The following is a 21,867-nucleotide window of genomic DNA, read 5'->3' as shown; positions in this document are numbered from 1 at the left end:
GCTATCGCGGAGTCAGCACGCAGAACTCGCGGCCATCGGGATCAGCCATGACTACCCAGCTGACGTCGCCTTGCCCGATGTCGATGCGCCTAGCGCCTAGCGACTCGAGGCGCGCAACTTCCGCCTGCTGGTCGCCGTCGGCCGGTGGTGCGATGTCGAAGTGCACCCGGCTCTTGCCGGTCTTCGGCTCGAGTGGTGGGCCTCCCCACGCGAACTTCGGGCCGCCGTGCGGCGAGCGGATCGCGGTCTCCTCGTCCTGGTCCCAGACGAGTGGCCAGCCCAACGCCGCACTCCAGAAGTAGCCAACCTCCTGCGAACCGTCACCGTTGACCGCTCCGAGAAATCCGCACTCGGCGAGGAACTTGTTGCCCGGCGGGATGACGCAGAGCTCGTTGCCCTCGGGATCGGCAAGGACGTCGTGGCCTTCCTCCGGACGCTGACCGATGTCGATGCGCTGGGCGCCGAGTTCGAGCGACGTCGCGACCGTCCGGTGCTGGTGATCCACGGAGTCGCTCGTCAGATCGAAGTGGATGTGGTTCGGGCCGGCCTTCTGCGCATCGGTCGGGACGAAGCGGATCGCGAAGCCGGTGTCATCGTTCGGCATCAGGGCTTCCCCATCGACGGGGTCGTCGGCCATCTCCCAGCCCAGGACACTCCCCCAGAACCTCGCGAGACTGCGCGGGTCATTCGCTTCGAAGCAGACGGCAACGATATGAGTGGTCACCGAACTGACGCTAGGCGCCCACATTCTTGGCATGCAACGGGATTGATCCGGCGACCCTCATCAGTCGAAGGTGACGTCCTTGGTCTCCGTGACTGCTGCAGTGCGTCCGGGCCCGTCCTGGAACTGCCAGTAGAGATTGGTGTGGGCGATCACCTGCTCCGGCGGCGGTGCGCCCCACTCGCTGTTGTCGTTCGTCGTGTGCGCGTCGCCGACCAACGTCACGTCGTAGCCACGGGTGAAGGCGCCATGGATCGTCGATCGGATACACGCATCGGTCTCGGCTCCCGTCACGACCAGTCCCCCGACACCCCCGGAGGCCAGCACATCCTCCAGGTCGGTGCCCTCGAACGCATCCCCGAAAGTCTTGTGCACCAACGGTTCTGAGTCCTCACGCACGAGCTCCGGGACGTACTTCCAGCCCTCGCTCCCCTGGGTCATCTGGTCGTGCGAGTGCTGCACCCAGACGACGCGTACGTCGGCCGCGCGAGCCTTGTCGACGAGACTACGGATGTTGGCGACCACGGCGTCGCGGTCGTGGGCCTTGGCCACGACATCGTTCTGGACGTCGATGACCAGCAGCGCTGTGCCTGGTCGATCGGTCAGTGTGCTCATGGGCGCTCTCCTGGTGCTCTCGGACTCCCCTGCCTGTACGACCCCACGGTAGGCGGACGTACTGACACTCTCCCGGGCCCCGGTGAGTGATCTGGAGGCGAGTTCTGGCGACTTGCTTGACCGACTCGACAGTCACCCTTAGATTTCGAGAAATCGATTTCGCACCGAGGCGAGGTCGAACTCGCAGAGGTGGCTCCATGCGGCGTACCAGTCTTGCGGCCGTCACGACGGCGATCATGCTCACCCTCGTCACCACGTCAGCCGGTGCGGTCGAGCGGCCCGACTCCCCTGGGCACGCAGCCAGCCGTACGGGCGATGATGCGCCCCCGAGCACCTTCATCGGGACGTCTTCTGTCGAGTCCCACGAGTCCGTCACGACCAAGAGCGACGGCGACCTCTGGCCGTCCTGCTGGGCGGCGAACGACACGCTGTACTCCGCGAACGGCGACGGCAAGGGCTTCAGTACCGACGGTGAGTTCTCCGACATCGCCGTCAGTGAGATCCGTGGAACCGTGCCCAGCCTGTCCGGTACGACGATCGCGCGTGGCGATCAGATCGGCTCGGTCTGGAGCGGCGAGGGTTACAACCGCAAGCCGACCGGCATGGTTTGCGACGGCAACACGATCTATCTCGCGGTCCAGGACCTCGCCCTCGACTTCAACGACGTACCTGCGGCCAGCATCGTGAAGTCCGTGGACGGCGGTCGCACGTGGACCTGGGACCGCTCGAAGCCGATGTTCTCCGACCACGAGTTCACCACTGTCTGGTTCGCTGACTTCGGTCGCGGCAAGGCGGCGGCGCCGGACGGCTACGTCTACGCGTACGGCCTCGATGACAACTGGCGCGACTCGTTCGATGACACCGTGCCCGATCCGCAGGACCTGTTCCTGGCGCGCGTGCCCAAGGCCAAGATCCAGAACCGCGGGGCGTGGCAGTTCTACCGGGGCCTTGACGCCAAGCGAAACCCGTTGTGGAGCAAGAGGATCGGAGACAAGCAGCCGATCATGCACGACGGGCGACGGCTCTACGAGCAGACCTACTCCGGCAGCCAGCCCGCGCGTGGCTTCTCGGTCGTGAGCCAGGGCGGCGTGACGTACGACGCTCCTCTGAAGCGGTACCTCTACGCGTCCTGGACCGAGTTCACGTACGAGTTCTACGAGTCGCCGACGCCGTGGGGACCGTGGAAGCACTTCCAGAGCAAGGACTTCGGCGGCTACCCCTGGGCGCCGACGAAGTACGGCGGCTACGGCACGACGATGCCGTCGAAGTTCATGAGCGCGGACGGTCGGTCGCTCTACGTCCAGTCCAATGTCTGTCCGTGCGCGCCGGCCGGCACCAGCGTCTACCACTACAGCCTGCGCAAGCTTGAGCTGACGCCGTCCGACCCCACTCCCCTGGGCAACGTGCCAGCTGCGTCGACCGACCTAGCCCTGCCGGCGACCGGTGCCGTCGCGGTGTCCAAGTCGTCCCGGTCCGGCACGCTCTCGGCGCTCAACGACGGCGACCCCGCGACTGCTGTGGACGACCTCGACGACGAGGTCAAGAGCCAGAGCTGGTGGGGCTACACCTGGCCCAGCCCGCGCTCGGTCAACCGCGTGCAGCTGACGACCGGGCCGGTCACCGAGCAGGGCGGCTGGTTCACGGCACGACCACGTGTTCAGCTCAAGAACGATCAAGGCCAGTGGGTCGACGCTGCCGGCCAGACCATCTCTCCGACCTACCCCGGCGACGCGAGCGCTGGGGCGGGCAAGACGTACGACCTGTCGTTCGTCCCGGCGACGACGAGCGGTGTCCGCGTGCTTGGATTCCCAGGCGGCAGTAGGACGTTCACCTCCGTCGCGGCGCTCAAGGTCGGCTATGCGACCCAGGTCGCCGATGCTGGTTTCGAGTCGCTGGGCGGGCCGTCCGCCTGGTCGTTCGAGGGGACGACCGGTCACGGCGTCGACCGCGGTCTGGGCTTCGCCCACACAGGCGCGAACAACGGCTGGATCCGGACATCGGGCACCGGGTGGAGTGAGTACAACCAGTCCGTGCCCGTGCAGCCGGGGCACCGCTACACCTTCGGCGTGTGGACGAAGTCGTCGGCTGGGATGGCGGGCGGCCGGCTCGAGGTACGAACCGGCGGACTCGGGACGCCTGTGGTGGGATCCGCTCCCGCGCCGGCCTCGGGCGGATACGTCCAGCATCAGGTCACCGTGACAGCGCCACCCGGCGCGACCTCTCTCACGGTCGCCGTGGGGTTCACCGGTAGCGGTGCCGATCAGTTCCTGCAGCTCGATGACGTGACTGCCACAGAAGGCTGACTCCCCTGACACAGCCGGGTCCTGTCGGGCCCGCATGCGAACATGTGTTCGTGTCCATCAAGGCTCGCGCCGAGGCGTCGATCCTGCATGCCGACCTCGACTCCTTCTACGCCTCGGTCGAGCAGCGGGACGACCCGTCGCTGCGGGGCCGTCCGGTTCTCGTGGGGGGCGGCATCGTGCTGGCCGCCAGCTACGAGGCGAAGGCACGCGGAGTCAGCACGCCCATGAATGAGCGGCGTGCCCGGCTCCTGTGCCCCGATGCGGTGACCGTCCGACCGCGGATGGAGGCCTACTCCGAGGCGAGCAAGGCCGTGTTTGCGCTGTTCCGGGACACCACTCCCCTGGTCGAGGGTCTGTCGATCGACGAGGCGTTCCTCGATGTCGGCGGGCTTCGTCGCATCGGTGGCGCGCCCGAGGCCATCGGACGGCGCCTCCGGGCGCGGGTTCTTGACGAGGTGGGACTGCCCATCACCGTCGGGATCGCCTCCACGAAGTTCCTCGCCAAGGTGGCGAGTGCAGTGGCCAAGCCTGACGGCCTGCTGGTCGTTCCGGCCGGCACTGAGCTCGACTTCCTGCACCCGTTGCCGATCGAGCGACTCTGGGGTGTCGGCGAGGTCACCGCTCGCACCCTGCACGAGCGAGGGATTGCCACCATCGGTCAGCTCGCCGCGCTTCCGGAGGCTCGACTCACGTCCGTGGTCGGGCAGGCTTCCGGGCGCCACCTGCACGCCCTGGCCAAGGCGCGGGACCCGCGTCCGGTCGAGGTCGGTCGCCGGCGGCGGTCGATCGGCTCACAACGAGCGATGGGTCGCCGTCCGAAGACGATCGAGGAGCTGGAGCAGACCCTGGTCGCCATCGCCGACCGGCTCGGCAAACGCCTGCGCTCCGCGCATCGGGTGTGCCGAACGGTGGTGCTGCGGCTGCGGTTTGACGACTTCTCGCGCGCCACACGATCACACACTCTGCCCGAGGCGACGATGCACACCGAGACCATCCTGCGAGCGGGGCGTGAGCTGCTTGAGGCGGCCATGCCGCTGATCGAGAGCGACGGCTGCACGCTGCTCGGGCTGACGTTGAGCAACTTGCTGGACGACGACCCGTTGCAGCTGGCCCTGCCGTTCGACCGCGTCGACCGCGGGTCGCTCGACGCGGCCATCGACGACTTGCGGGACCGTTACGGCACCTCGATCGTGACCCGGGCTGTGCTCCTCGGCCGTGACCAGGGCGTATCCGTCCCGCTCCTGCCCGACTAGGCGCGCGGCGGTATGAGACCGTGCTGACATGGAGCGACAGCCGCTGACGTCCCCCGATGGAGTGCTGTTCGTGCCTGAGAATCCTTGTGGCACAGGCGTTCTCGTCCTCTCGGGGTCCAGTGGTCGGCTCGAGGAGCAGCGAGCGCGAATGCTCGCCGGACACGGTGCCACGGCGATGTCGATCCGGTGGTTCGGCGGCCCCGGCCAGCAGGCCGGGCCTTACGACGTGCCGCTCGAGACGTTCATCGCGGCACTCGATGACCTGGCCGCCCGGTGCGACCGCCTCGTGATGATGGGCTCGTCGTGGGGCGCGGAGGCATCGCTGCTGGTGGCGGCTCACGACCCGAGACTGGACGCCGTCGTGGCCTTCGCGCCGACGCCCGTGGTGTGGGCAGGCGTACGACCGGACGGTCAGCAGACCTCGCACTGGACCTTGGGCGGTGAGCCCGTGCCGTTCGTGCCGTACGTCGATGACTGGGAGGCGCCCGACGACCCGCCTGCCTATCGGGAGCTGTACGCCGAGAGCCTGGCTGCCGCATCGGCCGACCAGCTGGCGGCGGCGACGATCCCGGTCGAGCGGATCACTGGTGACGTCGTCCTCGTTGCTGGCGGAGACGACCAGGTCTGGCCAGCGATGGACTGGGCGCCCACGATCCTCGACCGGAGGGCGCGGCACGGTCTGCAGACGACCGTCGTCACCGATCCCGACGCCGGCCACCGGACGCCCCTCCCCCGAGAGACGCCCGTCAGCGGTGGCCAGACGATGGCCCGGGGCGGGTCACCGGAGGCGGATGCCGCACTTGGCCACCTGGCGTGGCCACACATTCTCACCGCTCTCCGGATGTCGAGAACATGACGCCGGCTCCGTCCCTGGTGCATCAGCGGCCACGAGAGGCCGCGCGGCGGAGGAGGACGACGACCATGCGACAGAACGAGATCACCGAGGTGCTGGACCGACCGCTCAGTCGAGAGCTGTTGGCCCGAGATCTGACCCGCTTGGCCTACGTGGCCAAGGACGGCACACCGCGCACCATCCCGATCGCGTTCGCCTGGAACGGCTCCGAGGCGGTCATGTGCACCGCCAAGAACGCTCCGAAGCTGCACGCCTTGAAGGCGAACCCGATGGTTGCCCTGACGATCGACACCGAGGCCCACCCGCCCAAGATCCTGCTCATCCGAGGTAGGGCCGAGCTGGACTATGTCGACGGCATCCCGCAGGAGTATCTCCAGCCGACCAGCTCCTATGAGATGTCGGCCGAGCAACGGGTCGAGTGGGAGGCCGGCGTGCGTTCGCTCTATCACGACGGCATGGTCCGGATCGTCGTCACTCCGACCTGGGCGAAGCTGATCGATTTCGAGTCGACGCTGCCGAGCGCTGTCGAGGAGCTGCTTCAGCAGCAGGCGGAGCGTCAGGCGAGCTGACCGCTGAAGTCCCGAAGAGACCGCGTACGTGAAGGAGAACCTGATGGCCAAGTACCTGCTGCTCAAGCACTACCGGGGTGGCCCGGCCCCCACGGTGGACTACCCGCCGATGGACCGGTGGACGCCGGAGGAGGTCGACGCGCACGTCCAGTTCATGCGCGACTTCGCGGCCCGGCTAGAGGAGTCGGGCGAGTTCGTGGAGCACCAAGCGCTGGCTCCCGGAGGCGCCTTCGTACGGTCCGACGGCGAGGGGCGACCGCCGGTGACCGACGGTCCGTTCGCCGAGACCAAGGACCTGATCGCCGGGTGGACCGTCATCGACGTCGAGTCATGGGACCGGGCCATGCAGGTGGCCAGTGAGCTGTCCGATGCCCCCGGCCCCGGCGGCACGTCGCTTCACGAGTGGCTCGAGGTGCGTCCGTTCTACGGCGTGCAGGCCGCGGTCACTGAGTGAACGAGTCGCTGCTGCGGGATCTCGTGCCCGCGGTGATTGGTGTCCTCGTGCGGCGCGGCGCGGACTTTGCGTCCGCCGAGGACGCCGTGCAGGACGCCTTGGTCGAGGCCGTACGTCTGTGGCCGAATGATCTGCCACGTGACCCCAAGGGCTGGCTGGTCACCGTCTCCTGGCGCAAGTTCCTCGACGCGGCCCGCGCTGAGACCTCCCGGCGGCGACGCGAGGAACGCATCGAGGACGAGCCCATGCCCGGACCGGTCGGGGCGGTGGACGACACGCTCCGGCTGTACTTCCTGTGCGCTCACCCGTCCCTGACACCGGCATCCTCCGTCGCACTCACATTGCGCGCGGTGGGCGGCCTGACCACGCGGCAGATCGCGCAGGCTTACCTGGTGCCGGAGGCGACCATGGCTCAGCGGATCAGCCGCGCCAAGCGGACCGTCGCAGACGCCCGGTTCACCGAGACCGGCGACGTCGCCACGGTGCTGCGCGTGCTCTATCTCGTCTTCAACGAGGGCTACTCGGGCGATGTGGACCTTGCCGCCGAGGCCATACGGCTCACCCGCCAGCTGGCGGCCAGGTTCCATGACGAGGAGGTCGCAGGCCTCCTCGCGCTGATGCTGCTGCACCACGCCCGGCGTCCAGCGCGGACCACGACTGACGGCAGCCTCGTGACCTTGGCCGACCAGGATCGCCGTCTCTGGGATACCGGTCTGATCGCCGAGGGCGTCGACATCCTCCAGACGGCCCTCGTCGGCGACCGGCTGGGCCAGTTCCAGGCCCAGGCAGCCATCGCCGCGCTGCACGCCGATGCCCAGACCGCTGAGGAGACCGACTGGGTCCAGATCGTCGAGTGGTACGACGAGCTCGTACGCCTCACGGACAGTCCGGTGGCGCGCCTCAACCGAGCCGTCGCGGTGGGCGAGGCCGATGGGCCGCGAGCCGGCCTGGCGGCCCTGGCGGAGCTCGATCCCGCACTCCCCCGCTACACCGCTGTCGCGGCCTACCTGCACGAGCGTGACGGCGACCCGGCTACGGCTGCACGGCTCTACGCCGATGCCGCCGGATCAGCGCCGAGCATCCCCGAACGCGACCATCTCATGAGAGAGGCTGCACGGCTGAACGCCCAGCTGCGCGGCTGAGCGTTGTGCGTCGCCGCATTGGGACCGGTCCCTGCCGCGCTCAATACGGTCGGTTGAGCTCTTCGATCCCAAGGAGTCCTCATGAAGCGCCCAGCAGCCCTCATCACCCGTCGGACCTTCGTGCTCGGCGCCGGAGCTGTGACACTCGCGACCAGCGCCCCAGCCGCATCCTCCGCCGCACGCTCCCGCGTCACGGCCATCCCGCAGTACTTCGAATTCGACAAGCCGGACATCGTCGCCGAAGGACTGGACTACCCGTGGGGCCTGGACTTCTACCCGGCCTCGACAGGAACCGACGCGACGACGGCCCTGTTCAACCAGCGCGACACCGCCGAGATGTTCAGCGTGAAGGCTGGCGGTGCGGTCGAGCGGATCGGCAGCATCCCGGGCGTGAAGTCCGACGGCGACGGGAATGAGACCGGGCTGCTCGGCCTGGCCGTCGCGCCGACGTTCAACGATGACGGCCTCGTCTACATCTACTTCACCGCTGAGGACGACAACCGGGTGGGGCGGGTGAAGCTGGACTCCCTGGAGCCGGAGATCATCCTGGACGGCATCCCCAAGGCTGAGCACCACAACGGCGGGCGGCTGCGCTTCGGACCGGACGGAATGCTCTACGTCACGACCGGCGACGCCATGAATGGCGACAACGCCCAGGACATCGAGAGCCTGGGCGGCAAGATCTTGCGGATCAACCCCGACGGCAGCGTGCCGTCGGACAACCCGACGTCCGGCTCGCCGGTCTTCACGCTCGGTCACCGCAACGTCGAGGGTCTCGACTGGACGCCAGGCAAGGACCTCTATGCCAGCGAGCTGGGAGAGGACACCTGGGACGAGCTGAACCACATCGAGGCCGGTAAGAACTACGGCTGGCCCGACGTCGAGGGGCCAGGCGACAACCCGGACTATGTGGACCCGATCGCCACGTGGCACACGGAGGACGCGTCACCGTCAGGTGTCAGCGTGCACATCGATGTCGTGTACGTCGCCGCACTGCGTGGCGAGCAGCTCTGGCAGGTCCCGCTCACCGATGGCGGAGACCCGGTTGCCGTCCTGCACGGAACGTACGGACGTCTTCGGACGGTCGAGGAGGCGCCCGACGGCTGGCTGTGGGTCGCCACCGCGAACGGCGGAGGGGGCGACAGCATCATCCGGTTCCCGGCGCTGCCGGCCGCTCGAAGAGCTGTTTAGCGCGCGGCGTCAGCGTGGCCAAGCGATCTCGGCGAGGTAGGGCCGCCCGACTCGGGGGTCGCGCAACAGCTTGCCGAGGTCGTCGGTGTTGCGCGAGATACTCACCAGCAGCTTGCCCGACTGCAGCGGCACCTCGGGGTGAGCGAGCGGTGCATAGCGGAATCCGCCTGCGGGATCACGGAACTCGGCCCTGACGCCCTTGGATCGGCGCCATGGTCCGACGGGCGATGACGAGGACCATGCGTAGACCTCGTCGCCGAAGTCCCCGCCCCGCTTGGACACCAGGACATAACGGCCACCCAGGTAGTCGGCAGACAGGGTCTGTGAAACGCCGTCGGACGGAAGGATCTGCTCCACCTTGTCCGGCGACCGGTCCCACGAGTCGCCGTCCCAGAAGCGCCACTGCGAGCGGTCCTCGGGATTGCTCAGCGGTGCGCGTGCGACGTACAACGATCGACCAGGCCCGGCGGTGGCGCGGCCCGTGCCATAGACGTACAACCAGCTCTTCGCCGCCATCGCGGCACCACCCCAGTTGACCTGCGTCTCGTCCGCGCTGTCAGGGGTGATGTCGATCTGCTCCTGCGGGACCGGTGCTCCTCCAGGCTGGACCGTGAACCGGGTTGCGCTGGCACCGAGGTAGGTGAAGGCGAAGCCACCCTTGCCCGTACGCCGGATGCGTGAGGTGAACACCAGCACCTGGTCGGAGCCGGAGCCGGGCAGCACCACGAGCGATGTCGGCCAGTAGACGACGCCGTCCTGCCGATCGGGGATGACCGCCCCGTGGTCGCGCACCATCACCTGTGACGCGCACTGCCCGGTGGCCACGATGAGCGAGTTCGCGACCAGGTTGGGCGCGACGTCGGGCTTGCGCAGCGTGTCGCCGAAAGCCAGGACCAGACGGTTGTCGCTCAGGCGTCCACTGGCGCCGATGTCGGCCGCCTGCCAGTAGGGGAGATCGAGATGGTCGACCAGCTGGTTGAGCTCGGCGACCGTGACCTTGGCGGGTGCCGCGCCGGCGGTCTCGGGAGCGCACGCCGGCTCGAGCCGAGGCCACGACGCGTCCTCCTCCGAGGCATCGGACGTCGTCGAGGACCGGTGCGGCAGCCGGATCAACGGATTCGGGCCCGACGGGGCGTGTGCGATGAGGATGACGGCGACAATGCCGACTGCTGCAACAGGTTCGAGCACCCGCCGGCGGTAGCGCTTGCTGACCATAGGTGGCTGCGAGCTCGGGCTGGGTCAGCGTCCAGAGCGGGGTACGTCCATGGCACGGCTGAGGGCGATCGCGGCTCCGCGGTCGCCCTTGATCCCGATCTTGCCCTGGATGCCAGCCTTCATCGGGTTGAGGTTGCCAGTCGCCAGGAGCAGGAAGTCGGCTCCGTCCATGATGATCGTGGCGTCTCGGGTCTTGCTGTCGCCCTCGACCACATCGCACGCACCGTCGGCGAAGGTCACGACGTAGCGGTCCGGCTCCTCCTGCCCGGTCAGTCGGAACACGATCGTCGAACGGAGTCGGGCAGCCTTCGCCGGGTCGACGAAGTCCGGGAAGCGGCGAAAGATCTCACTGAGGACCATCGGCCGCACACTGCTGCTCATCACCGCGCGCAGATTGTCCGGCGTGGACCGCTTGACCGCCGCAGCGACCTCGACGGGGTCCAGCGCTGTCGGATCGACGGCGACGCCTGGCTCTCCGGTCACGGAGAAGACGCCCGCCAGGTCGATCGCCAGCTCGGCGTTGCCCTCCATTGTGAGGTCTCCGGCAATCGCCAGCAGAGCAGCGTTCTGCTGGCCGGTGACGACGCGGAGGAAGTGCAGCACCGAGGTCGACAGGATGACGTCCCACTCCTGTGCATCATCGATCTCCTGGACCGACTTGCCGTCGAAGTCGAGGGTGCGGTCCTCCACCAGATCGCCGTCGAGCGTGAGCTCAAGACCGACCACGCCGGTCATCTGCTGCACCTGCTCGGCCACCGCGAGCTCCGGAAAGCGCCCGAGGATCGTGTCGATCAGCAGCTCGCGCGCGTCCGCACGACGCAGCAGCGACGTGAGGTCCTCGTCCGAAGTCGCCGCCAGATCGGCGACCAGCGGCTCGGCGGCAGTACTGGTGAGATATGACTCGAGCTCTGCCGCATCCGTCGACGCGGGCATGGTGGAGATGCTGTTCATCAGGGCCTCCTGGGATCAACGGATCAGCTGGCGCGAGGTACGTCCATCGCGCGGCTCAGCGCGAGGGCGGCCGCCCGGTTGCCCTTCACCGCAATCTTGCCCAGCACACCGGCCTTCATCATGTTGAGGTTGCCGGTGGCCAGGCGCAGGAAGTCGGCGCCGTCCATGACGATAGTCGCGTCCCGCTCCTCCGTGTCGCCTTCGGCCGTGGTGCAGACGCCGTCGACGAACCGGACGACATAGCGTTCCGGCTCATCCGCCCCGCCGAGTCGGAAGACGATCGTCGAGCCGAGCGACGCGCTCTTGCTGTCGTCGATGAAGTCGGGAAAGCGCCGGAAGACCTCGGTCAGGACCAGTCCTCGCGCCGACGTGCTCATGAAGGCACGCAGACTGGCGCCGGAGGCCCGCTTCACGGCGGCGGCCACGTCACTCGGCTCGAGCTCGGCCACCGCGACGACCTTGCCGACCCGGCCGGCGAACGCGGCTGCGAGGTCGAGCGCCAGGATCGCGTCGCCGTCGAAGGTCAGGTCGCCGGCGATCGCGAGCAGGGCGGCATTTTCCTGCGCCGTCACGAGCCGGATGATGTGCACGACGGTGGTGCGGATCGTGACGTTCGGGTCGTCGTACTGCTCGACCTCGGTCACCGCGCCGCGGTGGAAGGTCAGCACGTGGTCCTCGGTGACCTTGCCTCGGTGGGTCAGCTCGAACCGGATGGTCGCATCAAGCGCACGCAGCAGCTTCGGCTCGGTGAGCTCAGGCATCCGGCGCATGAGCATCGCCACGACCTCCTTACGGGTGCCCGGAGTGTCGAGCAGCTCCTGGAGCTCTTCGTCCGAGGTCGCCTCGAAGAGGTCGGCCAGCGTGCTGGCGGGCGTGGTGCTCAGAAACGTCCGGATCTGGTCGGGATCTGCTGCCCCGAGCTGCTCTGACAACGCGCTCACGTACGTCCTCCTCAAGTGATGCGCGTCACTCTACTTGAGTGTTACCGGGAGTTCCACATACCTTGGTGCGGCGTGGTGAACCGGTCACCGACGTCTGGCCAGTACGTGCACCAAGGTGCCCAGTCGACGGTAAGGATCGCGCTCGCCGAGCCGTTCCTCGACCGCCAGCAGCGCCTCGAGGGTCGCAGGATCCTCGGGTACAGGCTCATCGACGGGTACGCCGTCGCTGGCCACGCGTACGCCGTACCACTGCACGTCGGACAGTCCGGCCGCGTGGCACAGCGCGATGAGGTGCTCGTGGTCGTCGGCACGTGCGTCCACGCCGATCTCGTTGCGATAGCGCGCATCGCGGTCCTGCGCTCGGGCGGCGTCCAGCTCGTCGAGGGCGGCCAGCGCGGCCGGCCACTGCCCGCGCAGAGCGGGCCGCCAGGCCATCGCGTCCCGGTTGCGAGCGACCAGGGAGAGGATGCCGCCGGCCGCTACGAACGTGGCGAGCTCGCGTACGGCTGACTCCGGCTCCGGGAGGTACATCAGGACGCCGTGGCACAGGACTGCGTCGAAGGTGCGCTCCCCCAGCGCTCCGTCCAGGTCGCCCAGCGCACCGGCGTACAGCTCGATCCTGCGGCCGACGTCCGCGGGTGCTGTCGCGAGCGCCGTCTGGAAGGCCTTGCGCATGTCCGGGTCAGGCTCGATGCAGGTGACCGTGTGTCCGTGCTCGGCGAGTCGACGTGCTTGCGTGCCCTGACCAGCACCGACGTCGAGGACGCGGGCCGTCGGACTCAGGTGGCGCTGGAGCTGACGCGCCACCATCTCCTGGCGTACGACGTTGCGCAGGTTGTCGAGCCGGCTCAACCAGGTGGCGCTCCCCGAGGCGAAGTCGTCGGTCGAAGACATCTTCGGACGCTACCGGTGCGCGGCGGCACCTGCGAGGAATGAAAAGGTAAGGCATGGCCCAAGAGAGACCAGCTGCGTTGACATGGACCACCTCCGCCCCCGTCCTAGCGCTCGTCGGCCTCGCCCTCACCTGGGGGCGACACCTGCCGATCGTTGTCGTCCTGGTGGTGGCGGTGCTGCTGGTCGGAGCGGTCCTCGCGGCGGTGCATCACGCCGAGGTGGTCGCGCACCGGGTCGGCGAGCCGATGGGCTCGCTTGTCCTCGCGGTCGCCGTCACGATCATCGAGGTCGCGCTGATCGTGACACTGATGGCCAGTGGCAAGGACTCCGAGTCGCTGGCGCGGGACACGGTCTTCGCAGCGGTGATGATCACCTGCAACGGCATCGTCGGGCTGGCGTTGCTCGTCGGGTCGTTGCGGCACCACACGGTGACGTTCAACGCCGAGGGCACGGGCAGCGCGCTGGCGTGTGTCGTCACGCTCGCCACCGTGTGTCTGGTACTCCCGACCTTCACGACCGCGGCTCCCGGGCCGGAGTTCTCCGGGTCCCAGCTGACGTTCGCGGCGGTGGCATCGCTGGCGGTCTACGGGCTGTTCGTGTTCAACCAGACCGTGAAGCACCGTGACTTCTTCCTGCCAGTCGTCCCCGACGCCACCCCTGAGCCGGACAGCGAGACACACGCCGAACCGCCGTCGGACCGAACGGCACTGATCAGCCTGGGCTTGCTGCTCGTGTCGTTGGTCGGTGTCGTCGGCCTGGCGAAGGTGGCGTCGCCGTCGATCGAGGACGGTGTCGATGCGCTCGGGCTGCCGCCCACGTTCGTCGGCGTGGTCATCGCACTGCTGGTGCTGCTGCCCGAGACCTTGGCCGCTGTACGCGCCGCCCGTCGCAACATGGTGCAGACGAGCCTCAACCTCGCACTCGGCTCGGCGATGGCAAGCATCGGGCTGACAATCCCGGTGATCGCTGTGGCGAGCATCTGGCTCGACGGGCCGCTGCACCTCGGTCTGGAGCCGACCCAGCTGGTGCTGCTCGCGATGACCGTGGCCGTGTCGGTGCTGACGATCGTTCCCGGCCGGGCGACACGGCTGCAGGGTGGGGTTCACCTCGTGCTGGCGGCCGCCTTCGTGTTCTTGGCGGCCAACCCGTGAGCAGGATCTCCCCGACCAGCGTCGCGTCGGTCTATCCCCACTACCTCGCGAAGGTGGAGAAGAAGGGACGCATAAGGGCCGACCTGGATCAGGTCATCCAGTGACTCGGGCAGATCAGGAGGCCTGCTGGGCGCCCCGTCCGACGGCGTCGACGAACCGCTCGCCCTTGAGCACCGGAACGACGGTGCTGACGTCGAGCTCAGCGGCAGTCACCACGTCGTCGCGGTAGCCCACCTCGATCAGCTCCTGGCCGCTGGCGCAGTCCAGCAGTGCGGGCTGCAGGTCACGGACCACCGCATCGAAGGCGTGCACGCTCATCTGTGCCTCTGGGCTGAGGTCCCGACGTAGGTCCGGGCGGATACCGAGCAGTGCCGAGAGCACGGCGCCGCAGCCCCAGAGGTCCTCGACGCAAGGCCGCAGCGAGTGGCGCGGCCAACGCTCGCCGGAGGCGACCAAGGCGATGGAGGCGGCTGGCTCGACCAGCCGGTCGGCGAGCCACTGGGCGACCGCGTGACGGTTGCGGAACGAGGCGCCCACGACCGTCACACCCGTGTCGCGCAGCTGCGCACTGATGGTTGACCCGTTCGGTGAGGGCAGCACGAGCCGCTGCAGACCAGACGCGTGGCGCAGGCTGGACGGAGACAGGCTCACGGCGACCAGCGGGCCGGAGTCACGCGCCTCGAACCGGCCGACGGCGTACGACGCATCGCGCGCCTCGGCGAAGCCGGCGACTGTGTCGTCGCGCCACGGATAGGGGTAGACCTCGGCGCCGAGCTCGACCGCGACCGTCAGGGTCGTGGTGAAACTCAGGACGTCGACGACCACCGCCACCGATGCGCCGTGCGCGATCTCGGCCGCCCCGTCGGGCCCCCAATCGAAGCGGATCCTGCTGCCCTGCTGCCCATGAACACTCCCCATGGGCCACACCCTAAGGGGCGGCGACCGGCGCGTTACTGGAAGGGCGCCGGGTTTCCTGCGCCCACGCGTACGACGTCCGCGAACCCCCCGGAGAAGTCGACCACGGTCGTCGGCTCCAGACCGCACTCGCCGGAGTCGAGCACCGCGTCGATCTGGTGGTCCAGAGCGTCCTTGATCTGCCAGCCGTCGGTGAGCGGCTCGTCCTCGCCGGGCAGCAGCAGGGTGCTCGACAGCAGCGGCTCGCCGAGCTCGATGAGCAGGGCGCAGGCGACCGGGTGGTCCACGATCCGCACCCCCACCGTCCGCTTCTTGGGGTGCAGCAGCCGACGTGGGACCTCCGCCGTGGCCGGCAGGATGAACGTGTAGGAGCCCGGCGTCGCCGCCTTCACCGCACGGAACACCCAGTTGTCCAGCTGCACCAGCTGACCGAGCTGGGCGAAGTCGTGGCACACCAGCGTGAAGTGGTGCTTGTCGTCGAGCTGCCGGATCCGGGTGATCCGTTCCTTGCCGTCCGGGTCGCCGAGGCGGCAGCCGAGAGCGAAGCAGGAGTCCGTCGGATAGGCGATGAGACCGCCTTCTCGCACCAGGTCAGCAGCTTGTCGGATGAGCCGCGGCTGCGGGTCCTTCGGGTGGACATCCAGGTAGCGCGCCATGGGGCCACGCTAGGAGGAGGACGCAGGTCAATGCCAGCAAGGGGGTCTGCGAGTCTGTTCGCCGTGACGCCAACCGTGCAGCTCGGGCCGGTGCTGGAAGCTGCCGCACAGGGCCGGTTCCCGCCGGTCGACGGCGGGTGGGAGCTGGCCAGCCCGTGGTCAGACCGTGTCGAGGCCATCGTGGCGTTGACCGGCCACGCCTACATCGCGGTGCGCGACGACGTCGCACCCAGCCGCCTCCATGAGCTCGGAGTGGACGGCTTCGGTGGCGCGCACGACCCCAGAGTCATCCATGCGCTGGCCGGCCCGCACGGCTGGATCGACAGCCTCGATGTGATCCTGGTCCGCACGAGTGCGGCGCTCGACCCCGCCGTCCACCTCGTGCCGCGCGACGACCTGGCCGGACACCCGCGAGCGGCTTTCGCAGGACGGGTACGCGACGACCTACGGGTCCTGGGGACTACAGACAGGTCCTGCGGCAGCCTGGTGACGCTGGGTCGTGGGCTGGCCGGCATGACCGAGATCGGTGTGGAGGTCGATGCCGACGGCAGCGGTCCTTCTGGCGGTGAGCTCATCGAGGCTGCAGTGGTCGGCGTCGCTGGTCCTGTGGTCGCGGCCGTCGCGCCGGGCAACGCTCGTGCGCTGCGCACCTTCCTGCGATGCGGCTTCGTGCCTGTGGGCTCGGTGCAGCTGTGGGTGCGATGAGTCTCAGCAGGCGCGTCGCACGGTGACGCGCACCAGGTCGACATAGCCGGACAGGATCAGCGGCCAGTCGTTGAACCGGTGGCGGTCCAGCTTGTTGTCTTCGGTCCAGCCACCGTGTCGGAAGGACATCCGCGAGCCGGTGTCGTGGTCGGCGAAGGAGACGCTCACCAGACTGGCGACCCGACTGGCGTGCGCCAGCGTGAACGTGTGCTCCAACGAAGCGCCCATCTCGAGACGCGTGACCCGACCCCACTCGTCGGCGTGACGGTTGTTGTAGCGCGCGAGGACGCGGCCTCCGACGCGCGGCTCGATGACGACGCCGGCGTAGGTGGCGGGATCCGCGGTATATGTGCCTGGCCACCACAGACCGATCCGGTCGACGTACAGCATGAACGCCTGTCGGGCTGACGCCGGCAGGTCGTAGGACAGAACAACATCGCTGGCAGGCACGCCCCACCCCTCTCCCCGGCTCCGCGACAAGTCTGTGCATGCGAAGAGCCGGAGTCGCGAGCTGATTTCCGGTTGTGGAAATCCACCCGCGCTCGGCGTGGGATGTGGACAACGAGGCGCCCGCCTCAGCGCTGGGCGCTGGGCGCTGGCCGCTGTCAGTGCGGTACGACGGTGGTCGTCACGTCGGTCGGCAGCAGCACCGTGCGGGTCACCGTGCACAGGCGCTCATGCGACTGGCGGGCCGCGTCCGGGAGCACCGTGCGAGCGGCGTCGCCTTCCTCGCCCTCCGGGAACGTGACGTCGAAGGTGACCGTGATCGGACCCATGTGGTTGCCCTGGTCATCACGCAGCTTGTCGCCCTCGGCGGTGACGGTGAACGTCGCCGGCTCTGAGCGGCGGGTCGTCAGGATGTCGACGTCGATGGCCGAGCAGCCGGCGATGGCGGTCAGCAGCAGCTCCACGGGGGTGAAGTCGTCGTCGGCTCCACTGCCGAACGAGAGGGTGCCGCCGCGGGCGTTGGTCGCGGTGAACCGTCCTGCGGAGTCGCGCGCGAGGCTGATCGAACGATGGGGGCTCTGGGTCGTCATACGGCCAAGCCTGCCACCGGCGCTCCTGACGCTCGCGACTGCGCTCCATCACTCCAGTAGCCTCCGTCCTGTGAGCGCCGAACCAGCCTTCCCGCAAGGCCGCCTCGTCCTGCTACGCCACGGTGAGACCGAGTGGAGCAAGTCGGGCCAGCACACCGGCACCACGGACATCCCTCTCACGCCCGTCGGCGAGGCTGCGGCGCGCGAGACCGCGGGCCTGCTGAAGGCGTACGACATCGTGGCGGCCTACGTCTCCCCCATGACTCGCGCCCGGCGTACGGCTGAGCTCGCCGGGCTGACCGACTACCAGCTCGACGACGACCTGCGTGAGTGGGACTACGGCGCGTACGAGGGCCTCACCACCCCCCAGATCCGCGAGCAGCTGGGTTACAAGTGGGAGATCTTCCGGCACGGTGTGGTCGCCGGCAAGACTCCCGGCGAGACGGTCGAGGATGTTGCGGCGCGCGCCAGCCACGTGCTCCGACGGGTCTGGCCAGATCTGCACCGCGGTGACGTCGTCCTGGTCGCCCACGGACACCTGCTCCGCATCCTGAGCACGGTCTGGCTGCGCGAGCAGCCAAGGTTCGGCGCGAAGCTGTCGCTGGACGCCGGCTCGGTGAGCGCTCTCGGTGAGCACCACGGCGTACCGACCATCGACGTCTGGAACCGCGTCACCTGAGGTCGAGACGCTTTTAGCACCAACGTGTTTCGGCTACTTGGGCAGTGGCCAGGTGTGGACGGGCTCGTTGCTGTGCATACCCTCGATGTAGCGCTCGAGCATTCCGTGCAGGGCGGTCATCCGGTCCTTGCCCCTCGCCTCGAGACGCTCGACGCACTTGATCTGCCACGAGGCGCCGTTCATCTCCTGGCGGCAGCGCGCCTCCAGCACGCCGAGGTAGCGGTCGCTGACCTCCGACGCCACGCCCCAACGCTGCAGGCCCTCGTGGGCCATGGGCAGCAGATGACGCAGCACGAGCTCGTCCGCCGGCACCTCGCCGTAGCCCGGCCAGTAGACGCGGGCGTCGATACCGCGCCGCGCGCCCTGCCGGAAGTTCTCCTCGGCCGCGGCAAAGCTCATCCTGGTCCAGACCGGTCGGTCGCTCTCCGCGAGCATTCGGACCACTCCGTAGTAGAACGCCGAGTTGGCCAGGCAGTCCACGATCGTCGGCCCGGCCGGCAGGACACGGTTCTCGACGCGCAGGTGCGGCCGGCCCTTGACGATGTCGTAGATCGGGCGGTTCCAGCGATAGACCGTGCCGTTGTGCAGCCGCAGCTCGGACAGCTGCGGCGCCTTGCCGGCCTCCAGCAGGGCGACCGGATCCTCGTCGCTCGTCTCCGGCAGGAGGGACGGGAAGTAGCGGACGTTCTCCTCGAACAGGTCGAAGATCGAGGTGATCCAGCGCTCGCCGAACCACACGCGGGGGCGTACGCCTTGGTTCTTGAGCTCGATGGAGCGGGTGTCGGTCGCCTGCTGGAAGAGCTCGACGCGACTCTCGTGCCACAGCTGCTTGCCGAAGAAGAACGGTGAGTTGGCTCCGATGGCCAGCTGGACTGAGGACAGCGCCTGAGCAGCGTTCCAGTGCGCGGCGAACTCGCTCGGCTGGACCTGCAGGTGCAGCTGCACCGACGTGCACGCCGACTCGGGCGCGATGGAGTCGGCGTACGTCGCGAGCTGCTCTCCCCCGGGCCCCTCGATGTCGATCCACAGGTCCTCGCCCCGGGCGGCGAAGATCGCCTCATTGAGCGCTTGGTAACGCGCGTTGGCGCTCATCCACTCGGGGTGGAAGTGCTCGGGCATCAGCGTCGGGAGGATGCCGATCGCGACGATGTGTGCGCCGGTCTCGTTGGCGAGCTTCTCGGCGCGGTTGAGGCTCTCGCGCAGGTCGCTCTCCAGATCGAGCGCGGCCGTGCCGGGCAGCGGACGCGGGTCGACGTTGAGCTCGATGTTGTACTGCCCGAGCTCGGTCTGGTAGTCCGGATCGGCGATCTTGGCCAGCACCTCGGCGTTGGTCATCGTCGGCTCATAGGCCGCGTCGACCAGGTTGAGCTCGATCTCCATGCCGGTGAGCGGGCGGTCGAACTCGAAGCTGCTGGTGGTGAGCATGCGTTCGAAGACGTCGAGGTCCTGACGGACCTTCTCGCGATAGCGCTGTCGCTCTTCGCGTGTGTACGACGTGCTGCTGACGTCCTCACCCATGCCTCACCTCACCACAGCGCCGCCCGCCGTGTCACTGGTTCGGGAGTGCAGGTTCGGTATGCGGCTCCGCGGAGGCTCGCGTGTCCCGGAAGTTGTCTCCGTCCGAGTCTGCCTACGTGTCGCTGAGGATGGCGGCTCCGAGCTCTTTCCACGTTCTCGCGTGTATGACCCATGTTGGTATCTGCTGATACTGCGGGCCAAAGAGATAGCGGTTGGGCACGATGTCTCTGATCGCCTGGTGTACGTCGAGTCGGTCGTCGATCATGTGAGATATCCCGATCTCACGACAATGGATGGCCTTGTCGGCGCGTTGGCGGCAGAACCGCAGGTTGCTGCGGGGCTCGCGGGGCATTCGATCGCTTCGTGTAGCGGCATATCGAGGAAGTCCGTGTCAGCAGCGCGGCCGGATAGGTCCGGTCCGCCCTGTATGACTCTGCCGAAGTCCACACCGAGGATTGGCGCGGGCGCGTTACTCGTCGGTTGGGGGCTTGGGGCTGCGGAGTTCATTCTTCGGTCGCTGTCCTCGATCGCTCAATCCATCTCTCCCTCGGTATCTAACCCCGGACACAAGGGCGCCGCGGTGAGGGATCACCCTCACCGCGGCGCCTTGGGCCGTCAGCGGTTCGCGAGCGCGGGCTCGTCCGTCCGATCCTCGGGTGCGTGCTCGTCGTCCTCGTCGAGCAAGAGGTTCTCGTCGAACGGCAGACGCCCGGCTAGGACGTTGTCAAGGCGCTCCTTGTCGACCGTGCCGGTCCAGGACCCGATGACGATGGTCGCCACCGCGTTGCCGGTGAAGTTGGTCACCGCCCGCGCCTCGGACATGAACCGGTCGATTCCGACGATGAGGCCGACGCCGTCGACGAGCTCGGGACGATGCGCGTTCAGGCCACCGGCCAACGTGGCCAGGCCCGCGCCGGTGACACCGGCCGCGCCCTTGGAGGCGATCATCATGAAGAGCAGGAGCGAGATCTGCTCACCCAGCGACAGCGGGTCGCCCATCGCCGAGGCGAGGAACAGTGACGCCATCGTCAGGTAGATCATCGTGCCGTCCAGGTTGAACGAGTAGCCGGTCGGGACGACGACGCCGACAGTCGGCCGTTCGACGCCGGCGTGCTCCATTTTGGCGAGCAGCCGTGGAAACGCCGACTCAGACGACGACGTCGACACGATCAGCAGGAACTCACGCGCGAGGTACTTGAGCAGGAGCAGGATGCTGACTCCGGCGACGACTCTCAGCACGGTCGCCAGGATGACGAAGATGAACACCGCACAGGTTGCGTAGAAGCCGAACATGATGACTGCCAGGCTCTTGAGCGCATCGACACCGGTCTCGCCGACGACGGCAGCCATGGCACCGAAGGCGCCAACAGGCGCGGCCCACATGATCATCTTCAGGATCCGGAAGACGACCTTCTGGATCGATCCGATGGCACGCAGCACGGGCTCGGCCGGACGGCCCATCGCCTGGAGTGCGAACCCGACCAGCAGCGCGACGACCAGCGTCTGGAGAACCTCACCCGAGGTGAACGCCGAGACCATCGTGTCCGGGATGATGCCGAGCAGGAAGTCCGGCAGGCTCTCCTGCTCCTTCACCTGCTTGGCGCCGGCCTTGGCCACGTCCGCCGTGATGTTCAGCCCGTCGCCGGGGTGCAGGAGGTTGCCGACCCCGAGTCCGATGGCGAGCGCTACGAACGACATCACCAGGAAGTAGCCCAGGGTGAGTCCGCCGATCTTGCCGACCTGGGCGGCTGAACGTACGGAGCCGATGCCCAGCACGATCGTGCAGAAGATGATCGGGCTGATCATCATCTTGATCAGGTTGACGAAGCCGGTGCCCAGCGGCTTCAGCTCGACGGCGATGTCTGGTGCGAGCAGTCCGACGGCGATGGCGAGCACCACGGCGACGATGACGGACAGGTATAGGTAGTGCGTTCGATCCTTGGGTTGCTGCTTCGGCTGCGGCTCGGCGGCAATGGTCATGGCTCCTCCTCGGGTCCGTTTCCGAGTTTGGAGCCGCACGTGACGCCCATCACACTTGTGTTCGTAGTGTTCGTGATCCCGGTCACGCCCGCTGCTCATCCGCTCGGTCGTGCACAATCCGGAC

Annotated in this window: 23 protein-coding genes; 11 read left to right on the top strand and 12 right to left on the bottom strand. The window is 68.0% G+C overall.

Annotated elements, in window-relative coordinates:
- Position 1: 1 nt before the first annotated feature.
- Entirely contained in the window at positions 2-724 is a 723-nt protein-coding gene (locus VV02_RS15540; RefSeq protein WP_052592893.1) for a VOC family protein, read from the bottom strand.
- Between the two features lie 60 nt (positions 725-784).
- Positions 785-1,336 carry an isochorismatase family protein gene (locus VV02_RS15535; RefSeq protein ID WP_052592891.1) on the bottom strand — a complete coding sequence of 184 codons (552 nt, stop codon included), beginning with the start codon at positions 1,334-1,336 and terminating at the stop codon, positions 785-787.
- A gap of 197 nt (positions 1,337-1,533) precedes the next feature.
- On the opposite strand from VV02_RS15535, the gene VV02_RS15530 reads away from it, so the two are divergent.
- The 7 genes from VV02_RS15530 (at position 1,534) to VV02_RS15500 (ending at position 9,101) form a co-directional block, all read left to right on the top strand.
- Positions 1,534-3,639 carry a DUF4185 domain-containing protein gene (locus tag VV02_RS15530; protein ID WP_052592889.1) on the top strand — a complete coding sequence of 702 codons (2,106 nt, stop codon included), beginning with the start codon at positions 1,534-1,536 and terminating at the stop codon, positions 3,637-3,639.
- Positions 3,640-3,689: 50 nt separating this feature from the next.
- Positions 3,690-4,892 carry a DNA polymerase IV gene (dinB, locus tag VV02_RS15525; RefSeq protein WP_245633100.1) on the top strand — a complete coding sequence of 401 codons (1,203 nt, stop codon included), beginning with the start codon at positions 3,690-3,692 and terminating at the stop codon, positions 4,890-4,892.
- 28 nt (positions 4,893-4,920) lie between these two features.
- Positions 4,921-5,748 (top strand): acyl-CoA thioester hydrolase/BAAT C-terminal domain-containing protein, encoded by an 828-nt coding sequence (locus VV02_RS15520; RefSeq protein ID WP_083450204.1) that lies wholly within the window; start codon positions 4,921-4,923, stop codon positions 5,746-5,748.
- 65 nt (positions 5,749-5,813) lie between these two features.
- Entirely contained in the window at positions 5,814-6,314 is a 501-nt protein-coding gene (locus VV02_RS15515) for a pyridoxamine 5'-phosphate oxidase family protein (protein ID WP_052592884.1), read from the top strand.
- 43 nt (positions 6,315-6,357) lie between these two features.
- The gene (locus VV02_RS15510) at positions 6,358-6,768 is read left to right on the top strand and encodes a YciI family protein (protein ID WP_052592881.1); all 411 of its coding nucleotides are present in this window, start codon (positions 6,358-6,360) and stop codon (positions 6,766-6,768) included.
- Positions 6,765-7,910 (top strand): RNA polymerase sigma factor, encoded by a 1,146-nt coding sequence (locus tag VV02_RS15505; RefSeq protein ID WP_052592880.1) that lies wholly within the window; start codon positions 6,765-6,767, stop codon positions 7,908-7,910. Before VV02_RS15510 ends, VV02_RS15505 begins: the two co-directional genes overlap by 4 nt.
- An 81-nt stretch (positions 7,911-7,991) precedes the next feature.
- The gene (locus VV02_RS15500; protein WP_052592878.1) at positions 7,992-9,101 is read left to right on the top strand and encodes a PQQ-dependent sugar dehydrogenase; all 1,110 of its coding nucleotides are present in this window, start codon (positions 7,992-7,994) and stop codon (positions 9,099-9,101) included.
- 9 nt (positions 9,102-9,110) lie between these two features.
- Here VV02_RS15500 and VV02_RS15495 read toward each other — a convergent pair whose 3' ends face one another.
- The 4 genes from VV02_RS15495 to VV02_RS15480 all read right to left on the bottom strand — a co-directional run bounded on the left by VV02_RS15495 (position 9,111) and on the right by VV02_RS15480 (position 13,102).
- Complete coding sequence (locus VV02_RS15495; RefSeq protein ID WP_052592876.1) at positions 9,111-10,316, bottom strand: DUF4185 domain-containing protein; 1,206 nt, start codon at positions 10,314-10,316, stop codon at positions 9,111-9,113.
- A gap of 24 nt (positions 10,317-10,340) precedes the next feature.
- A complete protein-coding gene (locus VV02_RS15490) occupies positions 10,341-11,267 on the bottom strand; it encodes an SCP2 sterol-binding domain-containing protein (RefSeq protein ID WP_052592874.1) in 927 nt (308 codons plus the stop codon).
- A 23-nt stretch (positions 11,268-11,290) separates the two neighbouring features.
- Complete coding sequence (locus VV02_RS15485) at positions 11,291-12,208, bottom strand: SCP2 sterol-binding domain-containing protein (RefSeq protein WP_052592871.1); 918 nt, start codon at positions 12,206-12,208, stop codon at positions 11,291-11,293.
- Positions 12,209-12,292: 84 nt separating this feature from the next.
- Positions 12,293-13,102: a methyltransferase domain-containing protein gene (locus tag VV02_RS15480; RefSeq protein WP_052592868.1), complete on the bottom strand. Its 810-nt coding sequence runs from the start codon at positions 13,100-13,102 to the stop codon at positions 12,293-12,295.
- A gap of 53 nt (positions 13,103-13,155) precedes the next feature.
- On the opposite strand from VV02_RS15480, the gene VV02_RS15475 reads away from it, so the two are divergent.
- Both VV02_RS15475 and VV02_RS26055 read left to right on the top strand, forming a co-directional pair.
- A complete protein-coding gene (locus VV02_RS15475) occupies positions 13,156-14,253 on the top strand; it encodes a calcium:cation antiporter (RefSeq protein ID WP_052592863.1) in 1,098 nt (365 codons plus the stop codon).
- Positions 14,250-14,357 (top strand): DUF2200 family protein, encoded by a 108-nt coding sequence (locus VV02_RS26055; RefSeq protein WP_083450203.1) that lies wholly within the window; start codon positions 14,250-14,252, stop codon positions 14,355-14,357. Before VV02_RS15475 ends, VV02_RS26055 begins: the two co-directional genes overlap by 4 nt.
- 10 nt (positions 14,358-14,367) lie before the next feature.
- On the opposite strand, the gene VV02_RS15470 is transcribed toward VV02_RS26055, so the two are convergent.
- Positions 14,368-15,171: a 2-phosphosulfolactate phosphatase gene (locus tag VV02_RS15470; protein WP_052592860.1), complete on the bottom strand. Its 804-nt coding sequence runs from the start codon at positions 15,169-15,171 to the stop codon at positions 14,368-14,370.
- Between the two features lie 32 nt (positions 15,172-15,203).
- A complete protein-coding gene (locus VV02_RS15465; RefSeq protein ID WP_052592858.1) occupies positions 15,204-15,824 on the bottom strand; it encodes an L-threonylcarbamoyladenylate synthase in 621 nt (206 codons plus the stop codon).
- Between the two features lie 63 nt (positions 15,825-15,887).
- Here VV02_RS15465 and VV02_RS15460 point away from each other — a divergent pair, with 63 nt between their 5' ends.
- A complete protein-coding gene (locus VV02_RS15460; protein WP_218917420.1) occupies positions 15,888-16,529 on the top strand; it encodes an N-acetyltransferase in 642 nt (213 codons plus the stop codon).
- 3 nt (positions 16,530-16,532) lie between these two features.
- Here VV02_RS15460 and VV02_RS15455 read toward each other — a convergent pair whose 3' ends face one another.
- Together VV02_RS15455 and VV02_RS15450 are read right to left on the bottom strand one after the other, a co-directional pair.
- Complete coding sequence (locus VV02_RS15455; RefSeq protein ID WP_052592854.1) at positions 16,533-16,979, bottom strand: SRPBCC domain-containing protein; 447 nt, start codon at positions 16,977-16,979, stop codon at positions 16,533-16,535.
- 155 nt (positions 16,980-17,134) lie between these two features.
- Complete coding sequence (locus tag VV02_RS15450) at positions 17,135-17,566, bottom strand: OsmC family protein (protein ID WP_052592852.1); 432 nt, start codon at positions 17,564-17,566, stop codon at positions 17,135-17,137.
- A gap of 70 nt (positions 17,567-17,636) precedes the next feature.
- Here VV02_RS15450 and VV02_RS15445 point away from each other — a divergent pair, with 70 nt between their 5' ends.
- Positions 17,637-18,245 carry a histidine phosphatase family protein gene (locus VV02_RS15445; protein WP_052592850.1) on the top strand — a complete coding sequence of 203 codons (609 nt, stop codon included), beginning with the start codon at positions 17,637-17,639 and terminating at the stop codon, positions 18,243-18,245.
- Positions 18,246-18,278: 33 nt separating this feature from the next.
- Here the strand turns inward: VV02_RS15445 and VV02_RS15440 are convergent, their stop codons facing one another.
- Positions 18,279-19,763 carry a glutamate-cysteine ligase family protein gene (locus VV02_RS15440; protein ID WP_052592848.1) on the bottom strand — a complete coding sequence of 495 codons (1,485 nt, stop codon included), beginning with the start codon at positions 19,761-19,763 and terminating at the stop codon, positions 18,279-18,281.
- A 615-nt stretch (positions 19,764-20,378) separates the two neighbouring features.
- Entirely contained in the window at positions 20,379-21,743 is a 1,365-nt protein-coding gene (locus tag VV02_RS15430) for a cation:dicarboxylate symporter family transporter (RefSeq protein WP_052592844.1), read from the bottom strand.
- Positions 21,744-21,867: the final 124 nt, after the last annotated feature.

It is taken from the genome of Luteipulveratus mongoliensis, from assembly GCF_001190945.1.
Lineage (GTDB): Bacteria > Actinomycetota > Actinomycetes > Actinomycetales > Dermatophilaceae > Luteipulveratus > Luteipulveratus mongoliensis.
The sequence above is the reverse complement of the archived record's forward strand: the minus strand, read 5'-3'. Positions and strand labels throughout refer to the sequence as shown.